Below are 22,702 nucleotides of genomic sequence, written 5' to 3'. Positions count from 1 at the left end.
CTCATGCGTCGTGGTCGCGGGGCGGCTCCGGGTCACGCGGGCGCTCCGCGTCGGAGCCGCCCAGCTCGGCCGTCAGTTCCTCCACGAGTTTCACCAGGTCGGTGGGCCGGTCCGGTCCCCACCAGTCGCCGAGCAGCTCGGCGAGTGACTCCTCGCGGGCCGCGTCGAGCCGGGTCGCGGCCCGGACGCCCTCCTCGGTGAGCATCAGCTGGAGCCCCTCCCGGGTGACCAGGCGCCGTTCCTCCACCTGCCGGGAGGCCTCCGTGATCACCCGCAACGGCACGGGCACGTGCTCGGCGAGCCGGACGGGTTCGACGGTGCCGTGGCGGCGGATGCGGAGCAGCAGCCAGCTCGCGGCGGGCAGCAGGTCGAGCCCGGCCCGGGCGGTGATCCTCTCGTAGATCGCCCTGCGGCCCTCGCGGGAGCCGAGGACGGACAGGGCGCGGGCGCACTCGTCGTACGAGGAGCGCTCGACGGGGCGCGAGGCGAGCGTCCGGGCGGTGTCGGGCACGGTGACCGAGCCCCGCAGCTTGTCCTCCTTGAGGAACCAGGCGACGACGAAGGCGGCCAGGACGACGGGCGCGGCGTACAGGAAGACGTCGGTGATGGACATGGCGTACGCGTGCAGGACGTCGGGACGCAGTTCGGCCGGGAGTGCGGCGACGGTGCGCGGGTCGGCGGCGACCTGCTCGGGGCCGATGCCGGGCGGGAGGTCCTGTCCGGAGGCGGCGGCGAACACGTCGTCGAGTTCGTGGGTGAGCCGGCTGGTGAAGATCGTGCCGAAGACGGCGACGCCGAAGGAGGCCCCGATGGAACGGAAGAAGGTGGCCCCGGAGGTGGCGACGCCGAGGTCCCCGTACGGAACGGCGTTCTGCACGACCAGGACGAGGACCTGCATGACCAGACCGAGGCCGACGCCGAAGACGAAGAAGCAGACGCTCATCTCTCCGGTGGAGCTGGTCTCGGTCAGCCCGTGGAGCAGGAGCAGTCCGAGGCAGGTGACGGCGGTGCCGGCGATCGGGAAGACCTTCCAGCGGCCCGTGCGGGAGACGATCTGGCCGGTGACCGTCGAGGTGATCAGGATGCCGGCGACCATCGGCAGCATGTGCACGCCGGACATGGTCGGGGTGACGCCCTGCACGACCTGGAGGAAGGTCGGCAGATAGGTCATCGCGCCGAACATCGCGAAGCCGATGACGAAGCTGATGACCGCGACCAGGCTGAAGGTCCGGATCCTGAACAGCTTGAGCGGCAGTACGGGTTCGGCCGCCCGCCGCTCGACCTGGATGAACAGGACGAGGAGTACGGCTCCGAGGACGCCGAGGCCGATGATCTGCGCCGAACCCCACGCCCAGGTGGTGCCGCCGAGGGAGGCCACGAGGACCAGACAGGCGGCGACCGAGGCGATGAGGAAGGTGCCGAGGTAGTCGATGGTGTGCCGGGTGGAGCGCGCCGGGATGTGCAGGACGGCGGCGATCACGAAGAGGGCGACGATGCCGATCGGCAGGTTGATGTAGAAGACCCAGCGCCAGGAGAGCTGCTGGGTGACGACTCCGCCGAGCAGCGGGCCGAGGACGCTGGTGGTGCCGAAGACGGCGCCGAAGAGCCCCTGGTACCTGCCGCGCTCGCGCGGCGACACGAGGTCGCCGACGATCGCCATCGCCAGCACGATGAGACCGCCGCCGCCGAGGCCCTGGACCGCACGGAAGGCGATGAGCTGCGGCATGTTCTGGGCGACGCCGCAGAGCGCGGAGCCGATGAGGAAGAGGACGATCGCCGCCTGGAAGAGCCTCTTGCGCCCGTACTGGTCGCCGAGCTTGCCCCACAGCGGGGTGCCCGCCGTGGACGCCAGTATGTAGGCGGTGACCACCCAGGACAGGTGCTCCATGCCGCCGAGCTCGCTGACAATGGTCGGCAGCGCGGTGGAGACGATGGTCTGGTCGAGGGCGGCCAGCAGCATGCCGAGGAGCAGCGCGCCGATCGCGACGAGGACGGTACGGCGGCCCTGCCCCTCCCCGGGCGCGGGGGCGCCACCGAGCTCGGAGGGGCTTACTTCCTGGGCCATGGGCGTCTCCTCGGGGCGTCTCGTCGGGCGTCCCGCCGGACGGCCCATGGGACGGCTTCTCCATCCTGCTGTGAATGTCCGGATATGGCCTGCGGAGGGTACGGCCGTTCGCCTGCCCCTTCGTCCGCCTGTTCGCCCTCCTGGTCGCCCTTCGGAAGGGTGCGGGCTGCATAATCGCCAGCAGTTGTCTCGGGGAGGGGACCCATCATGACCGGACATGTCTGTCCTGAATGCGGTGTACAGAGACCTGGCTGCGCCTGCGCCCGGGCCGAACTGGCGGCGGCCGAGGACTTCGATCCGCTCCGGATCAGGCCGTACGTGACGCTGGACGCGCCGGAGGGCGGCGCGGACGGCGGCGGGTTCGGCGACGCGGAGACCGGGGCGACGGCGAGGTCGGCGGGTGCGGGGTCGGCGGGTGCGGGGTCGGGGGGTGCGGGGTCGGGGGGCCCTGACGCGTACGGCACTGCCGCGCACAGCTCTGGTTCGTACGGCCCGAACGCGGAGGACCCGCCGACGGCGCCGTTGGCGGCGATCCGGCTGGGCGGGGGGCTGGGCCGGGGCGCCGGCGGAAGCGTCGCCGGGGGCATCGCCGGGGGCATCTCCGGGGGCGCCGGCGGAAGCGTCTCCGCGGGCGAGTACGAGCCGTACGGCAGCACCGCGGCCTTTCCGGCCGCGCCGCACCCCGGGGGCGACCCCTCCGAGACCATGCCGCTCCTGCTGCGCGGCGTCGGCGACATACCCCCGCCGCCCGGCCAGGGGCAGGGGCGGGGACGCGGGCGCCGGCGCGGCGCGCTGGTCGCGGCGGTGGCCGCCGTCGCCGTGGCGGGCACCGCCGCCCTGGCGGCCGCCGTCCTCGGAGGCGGGGAGGAGCCCGACGACCGGGCGGCCGTACCGGACGTGACCACGAGCGCGTCGCTGAACCTCGGCGTGTCGGAGGCGCCGTCCCCCTCCCCCTCGTCGCAGAGCCCGGAGCCGACGTCCTCGTCCCCGACTCCGCGCGAGACGTCCGCGTCGGCGTCCCCGTCGCCCACGTCGTCCTCTCCGACCCCCACGACCGCGTCTCCGAGCGCCTCCGTGACCACGAGCGGCGCGGCGGCGCCCCCTCCGGCTTCTCCCTCGTCGGCGCCGGCCGTCGCGCCGACGGCGACTCCGCCGGCCACGACGACGCCTCCGGCCGAGTCGCCCGGGGAGGGGGAGGAGGGCCAGGAGGAGACCCTGGACTTCGGCTCCAGCGGGCACGCGGTACGGGAGCTCCAGCGGCGCCTCACCGACGTCGGGGTCTACCACGGCCGGGTCAACGGCAGGTACGACGACGACGTGTGGGAGGCGGTGGCGGTCTACCAGTCGTACATGTACATCCAGGGCGATCCCGAGGGCGCGTACGGGCCGAACACCCGCGAGGTCCTGGAGCGGAACACCCCCCACATCTGACTCCCGCGGGGGACTCCCGTGACTCCCGCGAGCGACTCCCACGAGTCCGCCCCGGGTCCCGGCATGCGGACCGGTTGGCCAAGACGCCCCCCGGTTTTGTATCGTAGGAAAACAAAGTGGCCCCGCCCGCACACCCTGACCGGTGGGCGGGACCGCTTCGTTCTCCGCACCACCCCCTCTGGAGACCCGATGCCTGCCACCACCCCGGCAACGCTCACCGCCCGCGCCCTCCTCCTCGACATGGACGGCACCCTCGTCAACTCGGATGCCGTCGTCGAACGCTGCTGGCGACGCTGGGCGGAGCGGCAGGGTCTCGACGGGGACTCCGTGCTCAAGGTGGTCCACGGCCGCCAGGGGTACGCGACCATGGCCGTCCTCCTCCCGGACCGCCCGATGGCCGAGAACCACGCCGACAACCGCGTCATGCTCGCCGAGGAGACCGCCGACCTCGACGGGGTCGTGCCCGTCCCCGGCGCCCCCGCCTTCATGGCCGCGCTCGCGCAGCTGCCGCACGCCCTGGTGACCTCGGCGGACGAGGCCCTCGCCCAGGCACGGATGGGCGCCGCCGCGCTCCCGATGCCGGAGACCCGGGTCACCGCCGAGCAGGTCGGGGCCAGCAAGCCGGACCCCGAGGGCTTCCTGAAGGGCGCGGCCGAGCTGGGCTTCGACCCGGCGGACTGCCTCGTCTTCGAGGACTCGGAGGCCGGCATCCAGGCGGGCCGCGCGGCCGGCATGCGGATCGTGGGCGTCGGCCCGCGCGCGGCGGCCTTCGCGCCGGACGTGCACGTCGCCGACCTCACCCGTCTGCGGGTCGAGCCCGCGGCCGACGGTTCGATCACGCTGACCGTGCTTCCGTAGGACCCCGAGCGCTTCCGGCGCCCCCTTCACCAGCGCCTCGCAGCAGCAGCCGCACCCCCAGCAGCACCTCCCCGCTCGGGGATCCACGACGGGATCCACGACGGGATCCACGACCGGACGAGACCCCGGGCCGAAACGGCCCGGGGTCTCGTCGTATCCCCGCGCGCGCCCACCGACGGCCGCTCCCGCCCCACCCCCGTGACGCCCGGCGGAACCTGGCGCTCCATCAGAACGTGTCACACCCCTTGATGTGACGTGTCCATGTCGCCACCCTGTTACCTGGCGCACCCCCCACCGAAACCTCGCGCCGCCACGATGACCGGGCCATCGCCCGGCACCCACGGGGACGGCACCCGCCAAGGTCCCCCCACCTCAAGGGAGTTCCCATGCCCGTCGGCATCGTCTACGCGCGTCGACTCGCCGTGCTCGCCACCTCCGCCGCCCTCACCGTCACCGGCCTCCTCGCCACGGCCCCGGCCGCCCAGGCCGCCATGCCCACCCCGGTCAGCGCCGCCACCGCCCGCACCTACCTGGCCGCCCTCACCGTGAAGGCGGAAGGTTCCTCCTCCGGCTACAGCCGGGACCTCTTCCCCCACTGGATCACCCAGTCCGGCGCCTGCAACACTCGCGAGACCGTCCTCAAGCGCGACGGCGTGAACGTCGTCACGGACTCCAGCTGTGCCGCGACCAGCGGCAGCTGGTACTCGCAGTACGACGGCGCCACCTGGACCGTCGCCTCCGACCTCGACATCGACCACATGGTCCCGCTCGCCGAGGCCTGGCGCTCGGGCGCCAACACGTGGACCACCTCGCAGCGCCAGTCCTTCGCGAACGACCTGACCCGGCCGCAGCTGATAGCCGTGACGGACAACGTCAACCAGTCGAAGGGCGACCAGGACCCGGCGGAGTGGCTGCCCTCGCGGACCGCGTACCGCTGCACGTACGCCCGCGCGTGGGTACACGTGAAGTACCACTGGAACCTCAGCGTCGACTCCGCCGAGAAGAGCGCCCTCCAGTCCGTGCTCAACGGCTGCTGAGGACTCCACCACTGACTCTGCGTCAACAACGGCCACCGGGAAGTGAACCTCACCACACACTTCCCGGTGGCCTGATGTTGAACTTGCAAGTACTAGTGAGGGGTGCCTAACCTTACGGCCTCATCGGTTTCCGTCCCCCACTCCCCGTCCACCCCACGGACGGGGCCAGGCCGAAGGAGTCCCCCCATGAACACCCCGAACAATCAGCAGAATTCGAAGAGCCCCGGCGGCGTGAGCACCCTCGCGGGCCGCCTCGACCAGTCGCAGCCGTACGCGCTGGGCCTCTTCCGCATCGTCGTCGGCCTGCTCTTCGCCTGCCACGGCGCCGCCTCGCTCTTCGGCGTCCTCGGCGGCGCGATGGGCGGCGGGACGGTCCCGGCCGGCACCTGGCCGGGCTGGTACGCCGCCGTCATCCAGCTCGGTGCGGGCGGCCTGGTCCTGTTCGGACTGGGCACCCGGAGCGCCTCGTTCCTCGCCTCGGGCTCGATGGCGTACGCGTACTTCAAGGTCCACCAGCCGGAGTCCCTGTTCCCGCTGCAGAACGGCGGCGAGACCGCGGCCCTGTTCTGCTGGGCCTTCGCGCTGCTCGTGTTCACCGGCCCGGGCGCGCTGGCTCTCGACGGCCTCTTCCGCGGCCGGGTGGGCGCGGGCGCCACGGCGCGCAGGACGAGCGAGGAGCGCGAGGAGCAGGCCACCCCGGTCACGGCCTGAGCCTTGACGCCGACGGCGGCCTGAGGCACCTCGGCCCGGCAGGCCGAGGTCACCGCGGCGCGGCAGGCCCCGGGCCGCCTCGGTCGCGTACGGGAGCCGCACACCGGAGCTGTGCACCGGAGCCCCGTACCGCAGTCACATACAGGAAAGGGCCGGACCACGCAGCACGCGTTCCGGCCCTTTCCCCTGTCCCCCTCACCCGGAACCGGCCCCTCACCCCGGGCACATTCCCTCAAAGTCGCACACGTTCGCGCGGGCCCGGCGGAGCCCGGCACCCACCCGGCGGGCGGCCCCCCGCCCCCGCGTAGGCTCTCCCCCTGTGAATCTGCTCGACAGCCTTGGCTCGCTGCGGTCGCTCACCGCCGGTCCATGGATCTACCCGGTGGTGGCGACGTCGATCCTGCTCGACGTCTTCCTGCCCGTGCTGCCGAGCGGCTTCCTGGTGATCACCGCCGCCACGGCGGCGGCGTCGGCCACCGCGGCCACCCCCGACGTACCGTCTCTCCTCCCTCTCCTGCTCTGCGCGGCCACGGCCTCGGTGCTGGGCGACTTCCTGGCGTACCGGCTGGCGCTACGCGGGGGCGCCAGGCTCGACCGGACGATCGCCCGGTCCCGGCGCCTGTCCATGGCGCAGGAACGTCTCGGCACCGCGCTGGCCAGGGGCGGCGGGCTGCTCGTCGTCCTCGCGCGCTTCGCACCGGCGGGCCGCTCGGTGGTCTCACTGGGCGCGGGCGCGGCGAAGCGGCGCGTGGAGGAGTTCCTGCCGTGGTCGGCCCTGGCGGGCGTGACCTGGGCCTCGTACAGCGTGGGGCTCGGCTGGCTGGGCGGGCAGTGGCTGGGCGCGACGTGGTTCAGCGCGGGAGTGTCGACCCTCGCGCTCTTCCTGGCGGGCGGGCTCGCCGCCTACCTCATACGGCGTCCGGCTGAGGCTCCCGCGCCTGCCTCCTGACAACGGACGGCGCCGGGTGCACCGGATGCGCGTGATGCGCACCGCGTACCTCCAGGCCGTCGAGGAGTCTCGCGGTCGCGTCGGCGATCTCGTCCACGGCCCGCTCGAAGACCTCGCGGTTGTGGGCGGCGGGGGCGCGGAACCCGGAGACCTTGCGGACGTACTGCAGGGCGGCGGCGCGGATGTCGTCCTCGGTCGCCTCCTCGGGCAGCGCGGGCGGTCGGAGCGTCTTGATGCTGCGGCACATGCCTCCAGTGTGGCGCGCGCCACTGACAACCGCCGAGAACGGCGGTCACCGGGCGCGGGCGGGACGGCCCTCCACGCCCCCGCAGCCGTCCGTCCTCAGGCGCCGGGACGCCGGGCAGCCCCCGGGCCACCGGCCGGCCCGGCGACCCGCAGCCTCAGGACAGACCCCGCCGGCTACGCGCGTTGATCTCGGCGGCTCGGGCGCGCAGCTCGCGCAGCGGCGTGGCCGGCTGTACGTCGGTGGGCTCGGCCTCCCACTCGGCGCCGCCGTGGACGGGCCGGATGAGACAGCGCCCGGGGAGGCTCCCTTGGACACCCCCGGGGAGGCACCCGGGGACGTGCCCGACGTAGAAGCCGACCCGCCCGGTGGCGGCGTCACGGACGAGGTCACCGACCTCGGGCAGTGGCTGCACGCATCCCCTCCGTCCCGATTCCTGAAGCCTGGGGAGAACCAGAGAAGCCCCCCGCCCCCTCCCTGTCAACGTATCTCTAGAGATGTCCCCCGATGGATGGATCGACCGGGCGGGGCGGCGCACACCTGTGCACCCTGGCCGCGGGGTGCGCCGTAGGGTGTCCGCAGATGAAGGGAGTGGTCCACCCGTGACTGACCAGGACAGCGCTCGTCGGCCCAAGTACCATCGCATCGCCGATGAGTTGAGAACCGCGATCCAGTCGGGCGCGTTCGCGCCGGGTGACCGGCTCCCCGGTGAGAACGACCTCATGACGACCTACGACGTGGCCCGGATGACGGCCCGCCAGGCCCTCTCCGTGCTGCGCACCGAGGGGCTCGCCGAGGCCCGCAAGGGCGCCGGGGTCTTCGTCCGGGTCTTCCGTCCGCTGCGCCGCCGGGGCATCCCGCGGCTGTCCGGCGAGCAGTGGGGCAACGGGCGTTCGGTCTGGTCGGCGGACGTGGAGGACCGGGACCTGGTCGTCGACCAGGTCGAGGTGGCCGAGACGGAGGCGGGGGCGCGGATCGCGGGGGCGCTGAACCTGAGGCCGGGCGCGCCCGTGTGCGTACGCAGCCGCCGTTTCGTCCTCGACGCCAAGCCGGTGCTGCTGTCGGTCTCGTACCTGTCGGCGGAGTTGGTGCGCGGGACGCCGATCGCCGAGCCGGACACGGGGCCGGGCGGGACCTATGCCCGGCTGACGGAGCTGGGCCACCGGCCGGTGCGGTTCCGCGAGGAGATCCGCTGCCGGATGCCGACGGCGGACGAGTCGGACCGGCTGGCCCTGGAGTGGGGGACGCCGGTGGTCCTCATCGGGCGTACGGCGTTCACGGGGCCGGGGACGGCGGTGGAGCTCAACGAGATGACGCTGGACTCGTCGTCGTACGTCCTGGAGTACGACTTCGACGCGTGACGTCGAACCGGAGCCCGGGATCGGCGTGGGCGATGTCGCCCGCGTACGCCCCGGCGGCCAGTGCGACGGCCTCCCCGGGCGGCAGTGCCGACCCCACATGGGTCAGGACGAGCCGCCCGACACCGGCCTCGGCCGCGGTCCTGCCGGCCTGGGCGGCGGAGTGGTGCCCGGGGGTCTCCCCGTCCGCCTCGCACACGAACAGGTCGCAGTCGCGGGCGAGTTCGACGAGGGAGGGGCAGGGCTCGCAGTCTCCGGAGTAGACGAGCGAGTGCCCGCCCTCGTCCTCCACGCGCAGCGCGAAGGCGGGAAGTCCGTGCTCGACGGCGCGGGAGGTCAGGGTGAGCCCACCGATGCGGGCGACCTGCCCGTCGTGCAACTCCCGCACGCTGAAGGCCTTTTCGACAGGACTGCGCTCAGGGCCGTTGGTGAGGAACCCGGCGAGCCGATCGGCGATCCCGACGGGCCCGAAGAGGGGCACGGGCAGGTCCGTCTCGAGCCCCGCGTAGAGCAGGGCGTAGGAGAAGGTGAGCAGGTCGGCGGAGTGATCGGCGTGCAGATGGGAGACCCACACCGCATCGACGTCCCCGACCGCCACGTGCCGCTGTAGCTCGGCAAGGGTGCCGCTGCCGGCGTCGACCCAGACGCGCACCCCGCCGCCTTCGACGAGATAGCCGGAACAGGCGTTGCCGGGCCGGGGGAAGGGGGTGGCGGAGCCGAGCACGGTGATCTGCAGGGGCGCGACGAACATAAGCCAAGATTAAATTACCCCTACGCCAACTCGCGCGAAGTTGTGCGGACACGGTGAAGAGCGTGCGTATTCTGTGTGCTCGTCGGGTCCCATCGGCGGGCTCCCGGCAGAAACTGAGGGACATTCATGCTTCGCGCACGCACGTTCGCGGCCGTGACCGCGGCCGCCGCCTCCGGCATCCTGCTGCTGCCCACGCAGGCACAGGCCGCCGGTTCGGTCCACCTGTACAAGATCTACTACGACAGCCCGGGCACGGACCGCCGCTCGAACACGAGCCTCAACGCCGAGTACGTGCAGATACGCAACACGACCGGCGCGGCGGTCAACCTGCGCGGCTGGACGCTGACGGACGCGGCGAACCACAAGTACACGTTCGGCAACTTCGTCCTCGGCAAGGGCAAGATCGTGACGGTCCGCACGGGCCGCGGCACGAACTCGGCGGCGAACGTCTACCAGAACCGCGGCGCGTACGTCTGGAACAACGACCGCGACACCGCGACGCTGAAGAAGTCGAACGGCGCGCGGATCGACACGTGCTCGTACAACTCGACGCGGGTCGACTACAAGTGGTGCTGACCCACGACGAGGGCCGATCACCACGCTGACGGCCCTCGAGCGGACGGCCCCGGGAAACCCCGGGGCCGTCCGCGCAGCTACTTCTCCCCGGCCCCCGCCTCGGGCTCCCGGGCGGCCGGAATCCCGTGCTGCTGGACGTCGGAGTTGACCTGCCCGCCGAGGGTCATGACGTTCAGGGTCGCGGAGTTCTCGTTGGCGATGGCCTTCTCGACCCGGGCGACGAGCGTCGAGAACGCGTCCCGCTTCGGCAGGTTGTGGTACGGCCCGACCTTGGTCTCGAAGTAGACCCGCTCGTGCCCGAGGAGCTGCTCGGTGGACCGGTAGTTCTTCCACTGCTCACGGTACCGGTAGACGCTCTCCAGCGACACGGCGGCGACGACCACGACGCTCAGCACGGTGGCGGTGACCCGAGCGAAGGCCAGATCCAGGTTCACGAACACGGGCACGAGCGCGCCACCGACGACGGAGACGGTCCGCATCCGCAGATGCATCGCCTTCATCCGGGTCGCCTTGGCGTCGTACCAGCCCTGGTACTGCGAGAGCCTCGTCTCGATGTACCGCTGCGGCGTCATCTCACCGCTCTGCACCCCGGGTTCGGGTGCGTCCCCCACCTCAGCCATGCCGCGAGTACACCCGCCCTGCCAGGTCCCCGTCAACTCTTCACCCATTCCCCCACAGCCCCCCGCAAGGTAGTTTCAACCACCGTCGACCAGTGACCAACCGACCTTCACCCACGAGAACTTCAGGGGGCCCCGTGAAGCCGCAGTCCCACCTCACCCGCACGACGCCCGCCACCAGGGCGGCCCTAGCCCTCGCCGCCCTCGCCGCCGCCGCGGTGGCCACCCTGGCGGCCCACACGACCACGGACACCACCACGGCCAGCAACCGCGAAACGGGCACGGTGAAGGTGGAGGCCGCCGCGGGCGACAAGAAGGTAGAAGTGATCAAGGCCTGACCGCCCCCTGCCCCGCAGAGGACCGCGAAGACAGAGGCCCCTCACCACGCCCGGCGAGGGGCCTTTCGCGATCCGGTGAGCCGGCTCGTCGCCCGCCTCAAGACGGCGGCCGGCGCTCTCACTCGTCGTCGCCGCGCTCCAGGACCAGGCCGACGGACCCGCCCTCAAGACCGTTGCCGTCCTCGAGGTGCAGGTGACTTCCCTCGGGAACGCCATCCCCGGCCAGCACGAGGAGATGCCCGGCAAGCGTCCTGAGGCCCGCGGCGTTCGCCTCGATGACGACCTCTCCCCCGAGGTCCCGCACCTCGATCCGTGCGTCCGCCTCCCACGTGAAGACGTGGGCGACACCATCGGTCACGGCCGTGACGCAGGTGCTCTCCACGGGAGCGCTGCTGGATTCCGAGGTCATGGAGAGCATGATGCCGCTCCACACACGCTCCCGGAGGCCGGTCCGATTCCCCGTGCCCACCCAGGACCACTCGGATCAGCCTTCGTCCCGGCTGAATTCGTGCGTGCACCCCCCGGAAGTCACGTCCCGGGTGAAGCAGGCGACGAAGGAACTCGGGGAGCCGTAGAAGGCCAGCTTCATGTCCTCGCAGTCCACGCCGTCGAAGGTGACCTCGCCATACGTTCCGGAGGGAGACCAGGTTCCATGCTGCCGTTCGGCGAACCCGGAGCACCCCCAGCCGACGACGTCCTCCTTGTCCAAGCCCTTCGCCGTGAACGTGCCGTCGTCCTCGAACTCGACTGTCACCCCGCTCCAGTCCGACCACACGCCCGTCAGTTGATCAACGGTGTCGACCTCGACCGGGTAGTAGCCGGAACAGGAGGTCGACAGAAGCGTCACCGCACCGCCCAACGCGGCGCCCACGAACGCACGTCGTATCCGCTGATGCTGGTCGGCAGCCATACGGCTCCGCCTCTCGTGTCTCACACATGCCCGGTAACGACGACTCAAGGAAGCGACGAACATCATCTTGAACGCGTTCAAGTCCTGATGTCAACGGGCTGGGCACATGCGGAGCGGACGCAGGTCCCGGCATCCAGCCGAAGCGACCACCCCCGTCGACACCAGAAGAAAACACCAAAGGCCCCCAGCCATGATCGACTGGGGGCCTTTGCACTGGTGGGCGCGGACGGTTTCGAACCGCCGACATCTGCTTTGTAAGAGCAGCGCTCTACCCCTGAGCTACGCACCCGTGGAAGAGGCAACAGCCTACATGGCGCATGGGTGGGTGCCGCAAACCGATACCCCCGGTGCTGGGGGTAGCCCCACCCTGGGGACGGTGGGTCGCCGGATCGTGACGGCGGGTGGTGGGGTCGTACGGTCGGGGGACTGTCCGCGTTTCTGGGTTTCTTGTGGGGGTCTCGGCGTCATGGCTGCTCTACGTCGTCCGTTTCGGGTCTTGCTCGCCTCCGGTGGAGTGCTGGTCGCCTCTCTCGCGCTCGCCGGGTGCGGCTCGACCGATGTCGAGGGGGCGCCCGTGGAGCGGAGGACGTTCGCCTTCGCCGGCGAGGCGCTCACCGTCGACTCCGACGACTCCGAGCTCGTGATCACCCCTGCCGACATCGACGACGTGCGCGTCGAGCGGCAGGTCGACGGGTGGGTGTTCATGGGGTCGGGCCCCGAGCCCGAGTGGAAGCTCGTCGACGGGAAGCTGACCCTGCGGGTCAACTGCGACGGCGTCTCCTCCAACTGTGACGCCGTCCACCGGATCCAGGTCCCCCGCGACGTCGCCGTCACCATCGAGAACGACAACGGGCGCATCACCGCCGAGGGCTTCGCCACCCCGATGAAGGTGCGCTCCGACAACGGGGACGTGCGCGTGCGCAAGGCCGGCGGAGCGCTGGACCTCGGCACCGAGAACGGTGACGTCGTCGTCGAGCCAGGGGCCACCGCGCCCGAGGTCGTCGCCCGGTCCGACAACGGCGACGTACGCATCGCCCTCGGCTCCGTCCCCCGCCGCGTCGACGTCGTCACCGACAACGGCGACGTCCACGTCTCCGTCCCCACCGCCGAGTACGAGGTGACCGGCGCCAGCGACAACGGCGACGTCCGGATCGACGTCCCCCGCCGCGACAAGAGCGGGCACTCCGTGAGCGTCCGCAGTGACAACGGTGACGTCTCCGTCCTCACGGCGAACTGACCGGCCCGTGTGTTCGTCCTTACCGGGTGGGAGAATGAACCGGACCGGGCACGGCGGACACAGCACGGGAGAGGTACGTGGCGGCGAGCGACGCGAGGGGGGCGAGCGACGTCCGGCGTCGTGACGCGCCAAGCCGGGGGCAGACCCGATCCGAAGACGGACCGAGGCCAGGGATGTCCGGGCTCCGGCTCGCCCTCGCCCTTCCGCTGCTCGTCGGCGCGATGCTGCCGCACTCCTTCGCCGGCGGCGGCACCCGCCGCTGGTTCGGCGGACGCGGTGAGAGCCAGCGCGCCGAGGCCCAGGCCGCCAAGGACGCCGCCGCCTCCGCCTTCTACGAGCTCGACACCGCCCAGCGCGGGCTCCGCATCTCCATCGAGACCATCACCGCCGTCGACAGCTCCCCCGAGACGCGTCGCGCCGTCGAGGGCTTCGAGGCCCTCGGGCGCCGTATCGACGAGGTCAGCCACACCTACATCAGCGCCGTCGACGCCCACGACCTCGACCGGGACGAGCTCGACGCCGCGACCGCCGGCCGGGCCCGCGCCGAACTGACCCGCGCCAAGGACGAGCTGGACCGTGTGAAGGGCGAGCTCGACCGGTTCGAGGCGGGGCTCGCCCCGCTGCTCGGACAGGCCGAGACCCAGCTCGCCCGCCTCGCCCCCGCCGTCGAGCGGGCCCGGCAGGCCCTGCGCGGCGCGAGTGCCGCCCTCGACTCCGTACGGGAGAGCGGGCTGCGCGCCGACGACCTCGCCGCCCGGCTCGCCGCCCTCGGGCCCGAACTCACCAAGCTCAACGAGGGTGCCGGCCGGCACGGCGTCCCCGAGACCCTCCAGCGCGCCGACAAGGTGCTGCGCGACGCCGAAGCCGTACGGGCCGAGGCCGAGCGGCTCCCCGAGCGCGCCGCCGAGATCGACCGGCGCCTCGTCTCCCTCCGTACCCGCACCGAGGCCCTCACCACGCGCACCGGTGGCGTCGAACCGATCCTCTCGGAGCTGCGGCGGCGCTTCACCGCACCCTGCTGGCAGGATCTCCAGCACGTGCCCGAGCAGGCCGCCGCCACGCTCCGGCAGGCCGAGGAGCGGCTCGCCGAGGCCGGAAAGGCGCGCGCCGAACAGCGTTGGCCGGACGCGACCTCGCTGCTCTCCACCGTCCGCGCGCTGCTCGACTCCACCGACGAGGCCGTCTCCGCCGCCGGCGACCGGCTGCGCCGCCTCGACGCCGTCGCCAAGGACCCCACGGCGGAGATCGACCGCGCCCGGTTCGCGGTACGGGACGCCCAGCGCCTCGCGATGGCCGGACGCAGCACCCCCGACCCGCGCCACGCCCGCCCCCTCGACGAGGCCGTCGGCCGGATCGACCGGGCGGTCGACACCCTGGAGGGCCGTCACCCGGACTACTGGCACTTCCTGACCGAGCTGGAGGCCGTACGGGCCACGGCCGCGCACGTCGTCGGCCAGATCAGGGAGGAACGGGGCGGCGCCACCGGGCATTGAGCCCGGGGTACGACGTGGCGGTCGGGTCCCCTGCCCGTGTCCGCTCGCAGGCTCTAGCCTGTTCCCATGCCTCGTTACGAATTCCGCTGCCGGACCTGCGGCGACACCTTTGAGCTCAGTCGGCCCATGGCCGAGTCCTCCGACCCGGCCTCCTGCCCCGCCGGGCACGACGACACCGTGAAGCTGCTCTCGGCCGTGGCCGTCGGCGGCTCCGCCTCCGCCGCCCCCGCGCCGAGTGGTGGCGGGGGTGGCGGAGGCTGCTGCGGTGGCGGTTGCTGCAGCTGATCGCAGCCGTCAGACGGCTGCCGCCGCCCTGAAGCGGCGCAGGATCTCCTCCCCCGCCGCGACCCCGCGTTCCGCGAGGACGTCGAGGTGGGGGGCCGTCCAGTCGCTGTCGGCCAGTTCGCCGTGGCCCGGGCGCCACGCCCGGTCCGCGGCGAGCAGCAGGTCCGCGTCGAGGAGCGAGTCGCCGGCCGCCAGGGTGAGCGAGGCGCCGGTGCGACGGGCGACCTCGCGGACGGCCGCGCTCTTGGTGAGCGGCTTCGGTACGGCGTACACCTTGCGGCCCTGGAGCGAGACCGTCCAGCCGCGCTCCCCCGCCCAGGCGCCGAAGCGCTCCAGCCAGTCCTCGGGCAGCCGTTCCCGCTCGACGACGAGGTAGGCGAACAGGTCCTCGGCGACACGGTGCTTGCGTACCCAGGACAGGTCCGTGGTCGCGGTGAGGTAGGCGCGGACCTCGGAGAGCGGCGCGCACTCCTCGGCGAGCCTGCTCACCACGGAGGCGTGCCAGTCGGCGTCGGTGACGCCGTCGACGAGGATGTGCCCGCCGTTGGCGCAGATCGCGTACTTCGGTGCGCTGCCGGGGAGTTGGATGCGCTGGTACTGCTTGCGCGTCCGCGTGGTGGTGGGCACGAAGACGGCTTCGCCGGTCAGTCGCTCCAGGAGCCCCGCCGCGTGCTCGGTCATGTACGAGAGCGGCTTGGACTCGTGGACCTCGACGCAGAGCAGCCGGGGCGCCTGGGCGTCGGGCATGCCGAGGGCGAGGGCCGCGGACGAGTAGATGAGGGTGCGGTCGAGGTCGCTCGCGACCAGGACGGGGGCGGGACCCGTGGTCGGGACCGGGATCGTGGCCGGGATCGGGGCCTGGGCCGGAATCGGGGCCTTCGTCGTAGTCGTCACGCTCGTGGTCGTACCCGTCGTCTCCGTCGTACTACCGGTCGCGCTCGTCGTACTCGCCGTATTCGTCCCGCTCGTCCCGCTCGTCGTACTCACTGGGACACCACCGCCTTGCCGTCGGCGCCCGTCGCGCCCCTCGTGTACTGAGGGTGTATCAGGCCGACGCAGCTGTACGGGAGTTCGTCGATCTCCTCGACGGGTACGCCGCGCTGCTCGGCGAGCAGCCGGACGTGCGCGAGGTCGGCTTCGGCGCCCCGCTTGGCGAGGATCTTCCAGGGGACGCGGCGGAGCAGGACGCGGGTGGTCTCGCCGACGCCCGGCTTGACCAGGTTGACGTCGTGGATGCCGTACTCCTCGCTGATCCGCTCCACCGCGGCCCAGCCCTCCCAGGTCGGGGTGCGGTCGGCGGCCAGCAGTTCCTTCACGTCGGTGTCGACGGCCGCGCCGACCTCGTCGAAGCGGGCGGCGACGGCGTCGAGGAACGCGTGGGAGACGTCCGCGCCGGCCAGCTCGCGGTAGAACTTTCCGCCGTGGAAGTCGTTCGGTCCGACCAGGTCGGCGCGGAGCACCGTACGGGAGATCAGGCCGGAGACCGTGGAGTTGAGGCAGGCGGAGGGTATGAGGAAGTCCTCGCGCGTACCGTACGTACGGACGCAGGAGCCGGGGTCGGCGAGGACCGCGATCTCCGGGTCGAAGCCGGTGACGCCTTCGGCGGCCTCGAACTCCTCGATCGCGTCGGCGAGTTCGCGGGTGATGGCGCCCTTGCCGGTCCAGCCGTCGACGAACACGACGTCGGCCGGGTCGTGGTGGGCGGCGAGCCAGCGCAGCGCGTTGGCGTCGATGCCGCGGCCGCGCACGATGGAGACGGCGTAGTGGGGCAGGTCCAGGCCGTGGCGGGCCTGCGCCCAGCGGCGCATGAGGACGCCGACGGGGGTGCCGGCGCGGGCGAGCGAGACGAGGACGGGGCGGTGGCCGGGCCGCTCGCGCTCGGCGAGGACGGTCTCGGTGACGGTGCCGACGGCGCGGGCGATGCGGGTCGCCGAGGTCTCCAGGGCGGCGTGGAACAGCTCCTGGTAGCGGTCGCTCGGCTGGTACTCGACGGGGAGCGACTCGGCGTAGTGCGCACCGCCGCTCTGGATGGCTTCCTCGCGTTCCTCGGTGGGCGCCTCGAGCTCGACGTCCGAGAGGTCCTGGAGCAGCCAGCCGACCTCCTCGGGTGCGTACGAGGAGAAGGCGGGGCCGCGGAGGGGCTCGGGCAGCATGGAGCTCCTTTCGGGAGCTTCGGTGGCTTCGGTGACCTCGGGCGTGGCGTCGTACGGAACGTACGGCGAGGCCGTGGGCGTGTACGAGGGGACGACGGCGAGCACGACGCGCGGGATGTGCGCGGCGAGCTGGGCGAGCAGGCCGTCCGGAGCGTGCAGGGCCGGGGTGTCGGCGGTGGAGTCGACGACGAGGACGACGGCGTCGAAGCCCGCGCCGGCCACGTTGTAGGCGTAGCGCTCGCCGGGGCCGTCGGCGGGGTCGTCGTGGGCGGGGAAGACGAGCCGGGTGCGAATCGCGTAGCCGGGGTCGTCGACGGCGAGGACGGGCGAGCGGGTGGTGGTGGAGTACCGGACGTCGTGCCCGGCGTCTTCCAGTGCGGTGCCGAGGCGCAGGGGCGCGTACATCAGCTCCTCGAACCCGAGGACGAGAACGCGGGGCCCTGCGGGCGGCGGGGCGGGGGTGGCGGGCCGCCCGTCGGCGGTCGCACCGAGCGCTTCCTCGGCGGTGGGGCCGGAGAGTTCCTCGTCGGACGGGCCGGGCAGCCCCTCGGCCGTCGGACCGGGCAGCGCCTCGGCGGACGAGCCGGGCAGCGCCTCGGCCGTCGGACCGGGCAGCCCCTCGGCGGACGAGCCGGGCAGCCCCTCGGCCGTCGGACCGGGCAGCGCCTCGGCGGACGAGCCGGGCAGCCCCTCGGCCGTCGGACCGGGCAGCGCCGGGTCGGCCGGGGCTCGCAGTGGCTCGGCGGCCGGGGCTCGCAGCGCCTCCGTGATCCTGTTCGCCATCGTGGGCAGCGCCGTCTCCAGGCGGTGTCGCTGGTCGGGCGTGAAGCCGTGTCGGCCGCCGTCGGGCAGCCCCTCCGGCCAGTCCAGCGCCACCCGCACGGGCGCGTGCCGGCGCGGGGCCGCGGACGAGCCTGGCACGGAGCCCGCTCCCGGCGCGTACGCCCGCTCGTGTTCCGCCACCAGCGCCTGGCCCTTCTCCAGGACCCCCTCCGGGAGGCGTACGGTGCCGGCGGCGCCGGATATCAGGTCGACGCGGGCGCCTATCTCCGCCGCGAAGGCGTCCAGGCGGCCGAGGTCGGCGGCCGAGCGCATGTCGACGAGGGCGACGACGACGTACCGGTCGCGCGGGTAGCGCTCGTGCAGGGCCCGCACGGTGTTGAGGACCGTGTTGCCGGTGGAGAACTCGTCGTCGACGAGGACCAGCGGGCCGTCGCCGGCGAGCAGCTTGGGGTCCTCGGGCAGCAGCAGGTGCGAGGTGGCGTGCGAGTGGGACTCCTCGAAGCCGCCCGCTCGGGCGACTCCGGCCACCGGTCGCCGGGTGGAGTGGAGGTACGGGGCGAGGCCGAGGCCGTCGGCGACGGCGTGGCCCAGGGCGGTGGCCGTCTCGGCGTACCCGAGGACGACCGAGCGTGCGGCCTCCTCGTCACCGAGGAGCGCGCGGACGCGCCGGCCGAGGTCGAGGCCGGAGCCGTAGACCACGGACGGCCGCTGCGGCACGTGCTTGCCGAGCACGCTGGAGACCAGCAGATGCGCGCGCTTGGGGTTGCGACGCAGTGCGAGGCCCAACAGGGCCGGCAGCGCCTCGTCGCCGATCAGTTCGACGCCCAGTCGCTCCGCGACCCACGTTCCGGTCCACACCACGTCGTCGACGTCCCTTCGTCAGCCGGCAAGTCCGGCGGTGAGCAGATCCACGAAGCCGACGTCCTCCTTGGCGACGCCGAAGAGCTCGGCGCGCAGGAGGGTGCGTTCGGCCCACGCGCGATGCGGCTTCACTTCGTTCATCTTGTTCGTGTAGGCGGAGCGGAGGACTCCGCCGCCGCCCTGTTCGGGCCGCAGGATGTCCTGGGCGTCGCTCCACTCCTCGTGGCTGACCACGGAGAGGGCGTGCACCGGCACCACATGGGTGGGGTGGATGCAGGTCTTGCCGAGCAGTCCGTTGGCGCGGTCGAGTTCGATCTCGCGCAGCAGCCCGTCGAGGTCGTGTTCGATGAGGGCGGTGCGCAGGTCCTCGGCGCGGCCTTCGAGGAAGGGGCTCCGGCGCAGCTGGGGCTTGAACATGCGCTCGCCGGGCCGGAAGTACTCCCAGACGGGTCCGGTGACGGTGAAGCCGGTGCCGTCGGAGCGGCCGAGGACGTTGACGACGTCGGCGATGACGTTCGCGACGATCTTGACGTCGTAGGCGGTCATGTCGGGCGAGCGGCGCAGCCCGTAGGCGGAGCAGAAGTCGGTGACGCCGAGGCGCAGGGCGAGGACCCGGTCGCGGTACTTGTCGGTGATCGAGGCGATGCCGGCCAGGGTCTCGGCCCGGGTCTCCAGGTGGAGGAGCTCGGGGGACTCCAGGACGGGCATGGCGAAGAGACGCCGTCCGCTCGTCCGCTCGGCCAGGGCGAGCGCTTCGAGGAAGGCTTGGCCGCGTGCCTCGGTGAACTTGGGCAGTACGAATCCGGACAGCAGGCGGACCGTTTCTCCAAGCCGGGCGACGAGGTCGGTGATCTGGCGCGGATCGCGGACCCGGATGAAGAGCAGGGGCAGATCCGCGGCGGTGTCCGTGGCGGTGTCGGCGTCCGTCACGGTTCCGGCGGTGTGATCGGCGAGGTCGGCGAACTGGCGTACGAGGTTGTCCTCGCCCGCCTCGACATCGGCGTCGCTGATGGAGTCCTCCAGGCAGAGCACCATGGAGACCACTCCACGGGCCGCCTGCTTGCGCACGTCGTCGGCGAGCCGGGGCCGGGTGGCCGGGCTGTAGAGCGTGGCCCCCAGGGCCACGGCGAGCGTGCGCGCGGGCGAATCTGCCGTGAACGCGGCCGGTTCCCGAAGGAAGAGACCGGCCCGCGTCGCGGACGGGATGTGCCCGAAATGACGCATATAAGTCCCCCGTCTACCTCTCTGGAACCTGACGACATGTGGCCGGTAATAGTACGTAGGTGCGGGTGTCTGCAGTTCCCTTCGAGCATGAAATCCAGGTAACTCATCGGCGTCCGTCACACCGTCCCGCGACAGGTGACGCCCCCGCGTTGTCCGCGGGTCTGCCGGGAGGGCAGGATGACGGTCATGACGCACGCGATGCTGAAGGGCTCCAACGTCCCTCTCGACACCGCGGCCGTACGGGCCGTGCTCCGCTGGACCCCGGGCTCCGGGGTCCCCGACGTGGATGCCTCGGCCCTGCTCCTGGGGCCCTCCGGCCGGGTGCGGTCCGACGAGGACTTCGTCTTCTACAACCAGCCGCGCCACCCTTCGGGCCTGGTGCGACGGCTGCCGAAGAAGCGTGACTCCAAGGGTCTCACGGACACCGTGGAAGCCGACCTCGGAAGCCTCGACCCCTCCGTCGACCGGGTGGTGATCGCGGCCTCCTCCGACGGCGGCACCTTCCGCTCCGTCTCCGACCTGCGGATCCTGCTGTACGACGCGACGGCGGGACCCGACGCCGAGGCGCTGGCCCTGTTCTCCGTGACGGCGGAGACGGGCGAGGAGACGGCCGTCATCTGCGGCGAGCTGTACCGCCGTGGGGACGGCTGGAAGTTCCGCGCCGTGGGGCAGGGCTATCCGACGGGCCTGGTCGGTCTCGCCACCGATTTCGGCATCTCGGTCGACGAGGACGCACAGGGCGCTCAGGACGCGGCCCAGGAGGCCGCCCAGGCGGCCTCGAACGCCCAGAGCACCCAGGACGGCTCTCAGGAGGCCCAGGGCGGCTTCCGTGAGGTCCCGGGCGGCCAGGGCTCCCCCGGCGAGGCCCAGGAGGCCACAGCGGCCACCGTCGCCTCCCCGGGCGCCGGCGACCCGGATCTCGACCTGACCGTCGCCCACACCCCCGTACCCGTGCCCCCGCAGCCGACCGCGCCGCCGCCCATGCCCGACCGGGCGCCCGCCTACGGCTACCCCCAGCCGGCGAACGCCGCCCCGGCCCCCGCCTACGGCTATCCGCAGCCGGTGACCGCCCCCGAGCAGAACCCGGCACCCGAGTTCCGGATGCCGCCGATGGGCCCCCAGTTCGTCCGGCCCTGAGGGACCCGAAACTGCTGCGGGGCCGCCCGGTCCCGAGGGACCCGGCACTCCCGAGGGGCTGCCCGAGGGCGGCCCCGCGGACGCGGGCAACGGTTACGCCTTGGTCTTGTAGCCGCGCCCCCACTGGAGACCCCAGCCGTACAGCCGGTCCAGTTCGGCCTGGAAGCCGTACACGAAGCGCACCTCGCGGCGGACCGTCAGCTCGCCCTTGGCGTTCTCCACGGAGAAGACCGCGCAGGAGCGGGCCTGCGGGGCGCGCTCGTCCAGCTCGATCTCGATCCGGGGGCCGTTGCTCGGATAGAGCGTGATCTTGGCGTGCGTACGGTCGAAGGCCGGCGTCTGGTCGTAGATGTACACGAAGAACAGCAGGCGTTTGATCTCGTCCTTGTGGTCCAGATTGACGAAGATCGTCTCCCCGGAGGAGCCGCCGAAGCGGTCGTCGCCGCTGAGTTTCACGTACGGCGCGCCGTTCAGGTCGCCGAAGAAGCCGCCGAGCGGCTGCACCACGCCCTTGCTGCCGTCGGCGAGCTCGTAGAGACAGCCCAGGTCCAGGTCGACGTTGACCATGCCCTGGGTGTGCGCCTGCACGACCTCGGGCTTGAAGAGCTGGGACGGGTTGCGGAGCAGCCGGCCGCTCTGCCGGGAGCGTCCTTCGAGGTCGGAGGTCCGCATCCGCCAGGAGAGGTTCACCCGGAGGTTGCCGGTGGCGGCGCCCTGCTTGGTGAGCGAGACGGACGGGCGCCGTTTCGTCAGGTCGATCGTGTTCGACGCGGCGCTGCCCGAGTCGAACTGCGACGCCGTCCTCCCCGGAAAAAGGTTGTCCCAGAAGGCCATGCCGCCTTCACCCCCCACTGATCGCCGGCCCCACTGTTCGCCGGCACCGCTGATCACCGACATCGCACATGCCTGCGGGGCGGCCGGGTGCACCGACCGCCCCGCAGTGAAGCGTTCCTCATTGCCGGGGGTGTCACACCCCGGACGACACCTCGGTCTTGTCCCCCGCGGGACCCGACCCGCCCTCGGCCGCCGCGAGCGCCTTGTTGCGCCGTACGGAGGACCAGAAGGACCAGGCGATGAGGGCGACACCGATGAGACCGGTGACCACCTCGGGGATCTGGTAGCGGATGGAGACCATGAGGATCAGGGCCAGCGCGCCGATCGCGTAGTGCGCGCCGTGCTCCAGGTAGACGTAGTCGTCGAGGGTGCCCTGGCGGACCAGGTAGACCGTCAGCGAACGCACGTACATCGCGCCGACGCCGAGGCCGAGCGCCATCAGGACGATGTCGTTGGTGATGGCGAAGGCGCCGATGACACCGTCGAACGAGAAGGAGGCGTCGAGGACCTCCAGGTAGAGGAACATGAAGAAGGCGGCCTTGCCGGCCAGCTGTACGACGCCGACCTGCTTGCCGCTCTTCTTGGCCTCTTCCTCGGCCTCGTGCTCGCGCTCCTCCTCTTCCTCGAGCTTGTTCTCGAAGTAGCCGGAGAGACCGCCGACGACGAGGTACGTGATGAGGCCGAAGACGCCCGAGAGCAGGACGGTCGACGCCGCGTCGATGTGCGTGCCGCCGTGCTGGTGGGCCTGGGTCGCGAAGGTCATGGCGCTGACGGCCAGGACGACCAGGGCGATGCAGACCGACAGCATGTCGACCTTGCCGAGCTTGGCCAGCGGGCGCTCGAGCCAGCC

General features: G+C 72.2%; 24 protein-coding genes and 1 tRNA gene. 12 read left to right on the top strand and 13 right to left on the bottom strand.

What is annotated here, in order from left to right; all coding sequences use genetic code 11:
• Nucleotide 1: 1 nt before the first annotated feature.
• Nucleotides 2–2,065 (bottom strand): MFS transporter, encoded by a 2,064-nt coding sequence (locus E0F75_RS34485; protein ID WP_229314916.1) that lies wholly within the window; start codon nt 2,063–2,065, stop codon nt 2–4.
• Between the two features lie 207 nt (nt 2,066–2,272).
• Between E0F75_RS34485 and E0F75_RS34480 the strand changes: the two genes are divergently transcribed.
• From E0F75_RS34480 to E0F75_RS34460, 5 genes are all read left to right on the top strand, one after another.
• The gene (locus tag E0F75_RS34480; RefSeq protein WP_229314915.1) at nt 2,273–3,496 is read left to right on the top strand and encodes a peptidoglycan-binding protein; all 1,224 of its coding nucleotides are present in this window, start codon (nt 2,273–2,275) and stop codon (nt 3,494–3,496) included.
• A 189-nt stretch (nt 3,497–3,685) separates the two neighbouring features.
• A complete protein-coding gene (locus tag E0F75_RS34475) occupies nt 3,686–4,354 on the top strand; it encodes an HAD-IA family hydrolase (protein ID WP_229314914.1) in 669 nt (222 codons plus the stop codon).
• Nucleotides 4,355–4,740: 386 nt separating this feature from the next.
• On the top strand, nt 4,741–5,391 hold the full coding sequence (locus tag E0F75_RS34470) for an HNH endonuclease family protein (RefSeq protein WP_229314913.1): 651 nt from the start codon (nt 4,741–4,743) through the stop codon (nt 5,389–5,391).
• Between the two features lie 186 nt (nt 5,392–5,577).
• Nucleotides 5,578–6,102 carry a DoxX family protein gene (locus E0F75_RS34465; protein WP_229314912.1) on the top strand — a complete coding sequence of 175 codons (525 nt, stop codon included), beginning with the start codon at nt 5,578–5,580 and terminating at the stop codon, nt 6,100–6,102.
• Nucleotides 6,103–6,421: 319 nt separating this feature from the next.
• Nucleotides 6,422–7,051: a DedA family protein gene (locus E0F75_RS34460; RefSeq protein WP_374115485.1), complete on the top strand. Its 630-nt coding sequence runs from the start codon at nt 6,422–6,424 to the stop codon at nt 7,049–7,051.
• On the opposite strand, the gene E0F75_RS34455 is transcribed toward E0F75_RS34460, so the two are convergent.
• Nucleotides 7,011–7,298 (bottom strand): DUF2277 domain-containing protein, encoded by a 288-nt coding sequence (locus E0F75_RS34455; protein ID WP_229314911.1) that lies wholly within the window; start codon nt 7,296–7,298, stop codon nt 7,011–7,013. The two genes, E0F75_RS34460 and E0F75_RS34455, sit on opposite strands and share 41 nt — an antisense overlap.
• A gap of 154 nt (nt 7,299–7,452) precedes the next feature.
• Complete coding sequence (locus E0F75_RS34450) at nt 7,453–7,710, bottom strand: hypothetical protein (protein ID WP_229314910.1); 258 nt, start codon at nt 7,708–7,710, stop codon at nt 7,453–7,455.
• A gap of 187 nt (nt 7,711–7,897) precedes the next feature.
• Here E0F75_RS34450 and E0F75_RS34445 point away from each other — a divergent pair, with 187 nt between their 5' ends.
• A complete protein-coding gene (locus tag E0F75_RS34445; RefSeq protein ID WP_229314909.1) occupies nt 7,898–8,656 on the top strand; it encodes a GntR family transcriptional regulator in 759 nt (252 codons plus the stop codon).
• On the opposite strand, the gene E0F75_RS34440 is transcribed toward E0F75_RS34445, so the two are convergent.
• Entirely contained in the window at nt 8,598–9,404 is an 807-nt protein-coding gene (locus E0F75_RS34440; protein ID WP_229314908.1) for an MBL fold metallo-hydrolase, read from the bottom strand. The two genes, E0F75_RS34445 and E0F75_RS34440, sit on opposite strands and share 59 nt — an antisense overlap.
• 126 nt (nt 9,405–9,530) lie before the next feature.
• Here E0F75_RS34440 and E0F75_RS34435 point away from each other — a divergent pair, with 126 nt between their 5' ends.
• The gene (locus E0F75_RS34435) at nt 9,531–9,980 is read left to right on the top strand and encodes a lamin tail domain-containing protein (protein ID WP_229314907.1); all 450 of its coding nucleotides are present in this window, start codon (nt 9,531–9,533) and stop codon (nt 9,978–9,980) included.
• 77 nt (nt 9,981–10,057) lie between these two features.
• On the opposite strand, the gene E0F75_RS34430 is transcribed toward E0F75_RS34435, so the two are convergent.
• Entirely contained in the window at nt 10,058–10,600 is a 543-nt protein-coding gene (locus E0F75_RS34430; RefSeq protein WP_229314906.1) for a DUF4231 domain-containing protein, read from the bottom strand.
• A 134-nt stretch (nt 10,601–10,734) separates the two neighbouring features.
• On the opposite strand from E0F75_RS34430, the gene E0F75_RS34425 reads away from it, so the two are divergent.
• Nucleotides 10,735–10,935, top strand: coding sequence for a hypothetical protein (locus tag E0F75_RS34425; RefSeq protein WP_229314905.1), 201 nt, complete (start codon nt 10,735–10,737; stop codon nt 10,933–10,935).
• 118 nt (nt 10,936–11,053) lie between these two features.
• Here the strand turns inward: E0F75_RS34425 and E0F75_RS34420 are convergent, their stop codons facing one another.
• From E0F75_RS34420 to E0F75_RS34410, 3 genes are all read right to left on the bottom strand, one after another.
• Nucleotides 11,054–11,344 carry a hypothetical protein gene (locus E0F75_RS34420; protein ID WP_229314904.1) on the bottom strand — a complete coding sequence of 97 codons (291 nt, stop codon included), beginning with the start codon at nt 11,342–11,344 and terminating at the stop codon, nt 11,054–11,056.
• 75 nt (nt 11,345–11,419) lie between these two features.
• Entirely contained in the window at nt 11,420–11,845 is a 426-nt protein-coding gene (locus E0F75_RS34415; protein ID WP_229314903.1) for a hypothetical protein, read from the bottom strand.
• A 214-nt stretch (nt 11,846–12,059) separates the two neighbouring features.
• Nucleotides 12,060–12,134: transfer RNA gene (locus tag E0F75_RS34410), tRNA-Val, on the bottom strand.
• Between the two features lie 207 nt (nt 12,135–12,341).
• Between E0F75_RS34410 and E0F75_RS34405 the strand changes: the two genes are divergently transcribed.
• The 3 genes from E0F75_RS34405 to E0F75_RS34395 all read left to right on the top strand — a co-directional run bounded on the left by E0F75_RS34405 (nt 12,342) and on the right by E0F75_RS34395 (nt 14,860).
• Nucleotides 12,342–13,082 (top strand): DUF4097 family beta strand repeat-containing protein, encoded by a 741-nt coding sequence (locus E0F75_RS34405; protein ID WP_229314902.1) that lies wholly within the window; start codon nt 12,342–12,344, stop codon nt 13,080–13,082.
• 173 nt (nt 13,083–13,255) lie between these two features.
• Nucleotides 13,256–14,575 (top strand): hypothetical protein, encoded by a 1,320-nt coding sequence (locus E0F75_RS34400; protein ID WP_229314901.1) that lies wholly within the window; start codon nt 13,256–13,258, stop codon nt 14,573–14,575.
• Between the two features lie 66 nt (nt 14,576–14,641).
• A complete protein-coding gene (locus tag E0F75_RS34395) occupies nt 14,642–14,860 on the top strand; it encodes a zinc ribbon domain-containing protein (RefSeq protein WP_229314900.1) in 219 nt (72 codons plus the stop codon).
• Between the two features lie 9 nt (nt 14,861–14,869).
• On the opposite strand, the gene E0F75_RS34390 is transcribed toward E0F75_RS34395, so the two are convergent.
• The 3 genes from E0F75_RS34390 to E0F75_RS34380 all read right to left on the bottom strand — a co-directional run bounded on the left by E0F75_RS34390 (nt 14,870) and on the right by E0F75_RS34380 (nt 19,881).
• Nucleotides 14,870–15,700 carry an HAD family hydrolase gene (locus E0F75_RS34390; RefSeq protein ID WP_229315012.1) on the bottom strand — a complete coding sequence of 277 codons (831 nt, stop codon included), beginning with the start codon at nt 15,698–15,700 and terminating at the stop codon, nt 14,870–14,872.
• Between the two features lie 143 nt (nt 15,701–15,843).
• A complete protein-coding gene (locus tag E0F75_RS34385; RefSeq protein WP_229314899.1) occupies nt 15,844–18,657 on the bottom strand; it encodes a phosphoribosyltransferase domain-containing protein in 2,814 nt (937 codons plus the stop codon).
• 18 nt (nt 18,658–18,675) lie between these two features.
• The gene (locus tag E0F75_RS34380) at nt 18,676–19,881 is read right to left on the bottom strand and encodes an HpcH/HpaI aldolase/citrate lyase family protein (RefSeq protein WP_229314898.1); all 1,206 of its coding nucleotides are present in this window, start codon (nt 19,879–19,881) and stop codon (nt 18,676–18,678) included.
• A 177-nt stretch (nt 19,882–20,058) separates the two neighbouring features.
• On the opposite strand from E0F75_RS34380, the gene E0F75_RS34375 reads away from it, so the two are divergent.
• A complete protein-coding gene (locus E0F75_RS34375) occupies nt 20,059–21,018 on the top strand; it encodes a TerD family protein (RefSeq protein WP_229314897.1) in 960 nt (319 codons plus the stop codon).
• A 93-nt stretch (nt 21,019–21,111) separates the two neighbouring features.
• Here E0F75_RS34375 and E0F75_RS34370 read toward each other — a convergent pair whose 3' ends face one another.
• A complete protein-coding gene (locus E0F75_RS34370; protein ID WP_073917690.1) occupies nt 21,112–21,852 on the bottom strand; it encodes a Tellurium resistance in 741 nt (246 codons plus the stop codon).
• Between the two features lie 133 nt (nt 21,853–21,985).
• Nucleotides 21,986–22,702 (bottom strand): DUF475 domain-containing protein (locus tag E0F75_RS34365; RefSeq protein ID WP_229314896.1); only part of this gene is annotated, 717 nt, incomplete at its 5' end.

Source organism: Streptomyces sp. CB02980 (assembly GCF_014451325.2).
GTDB lineage: Bacteria > Actinomycetota > Actinomycetes > Streptomycetales > Streptomycetaceae > Streptomyces.
This window is presented reverse-complemented; position numbering and strand designations above follow the sequence as displayed.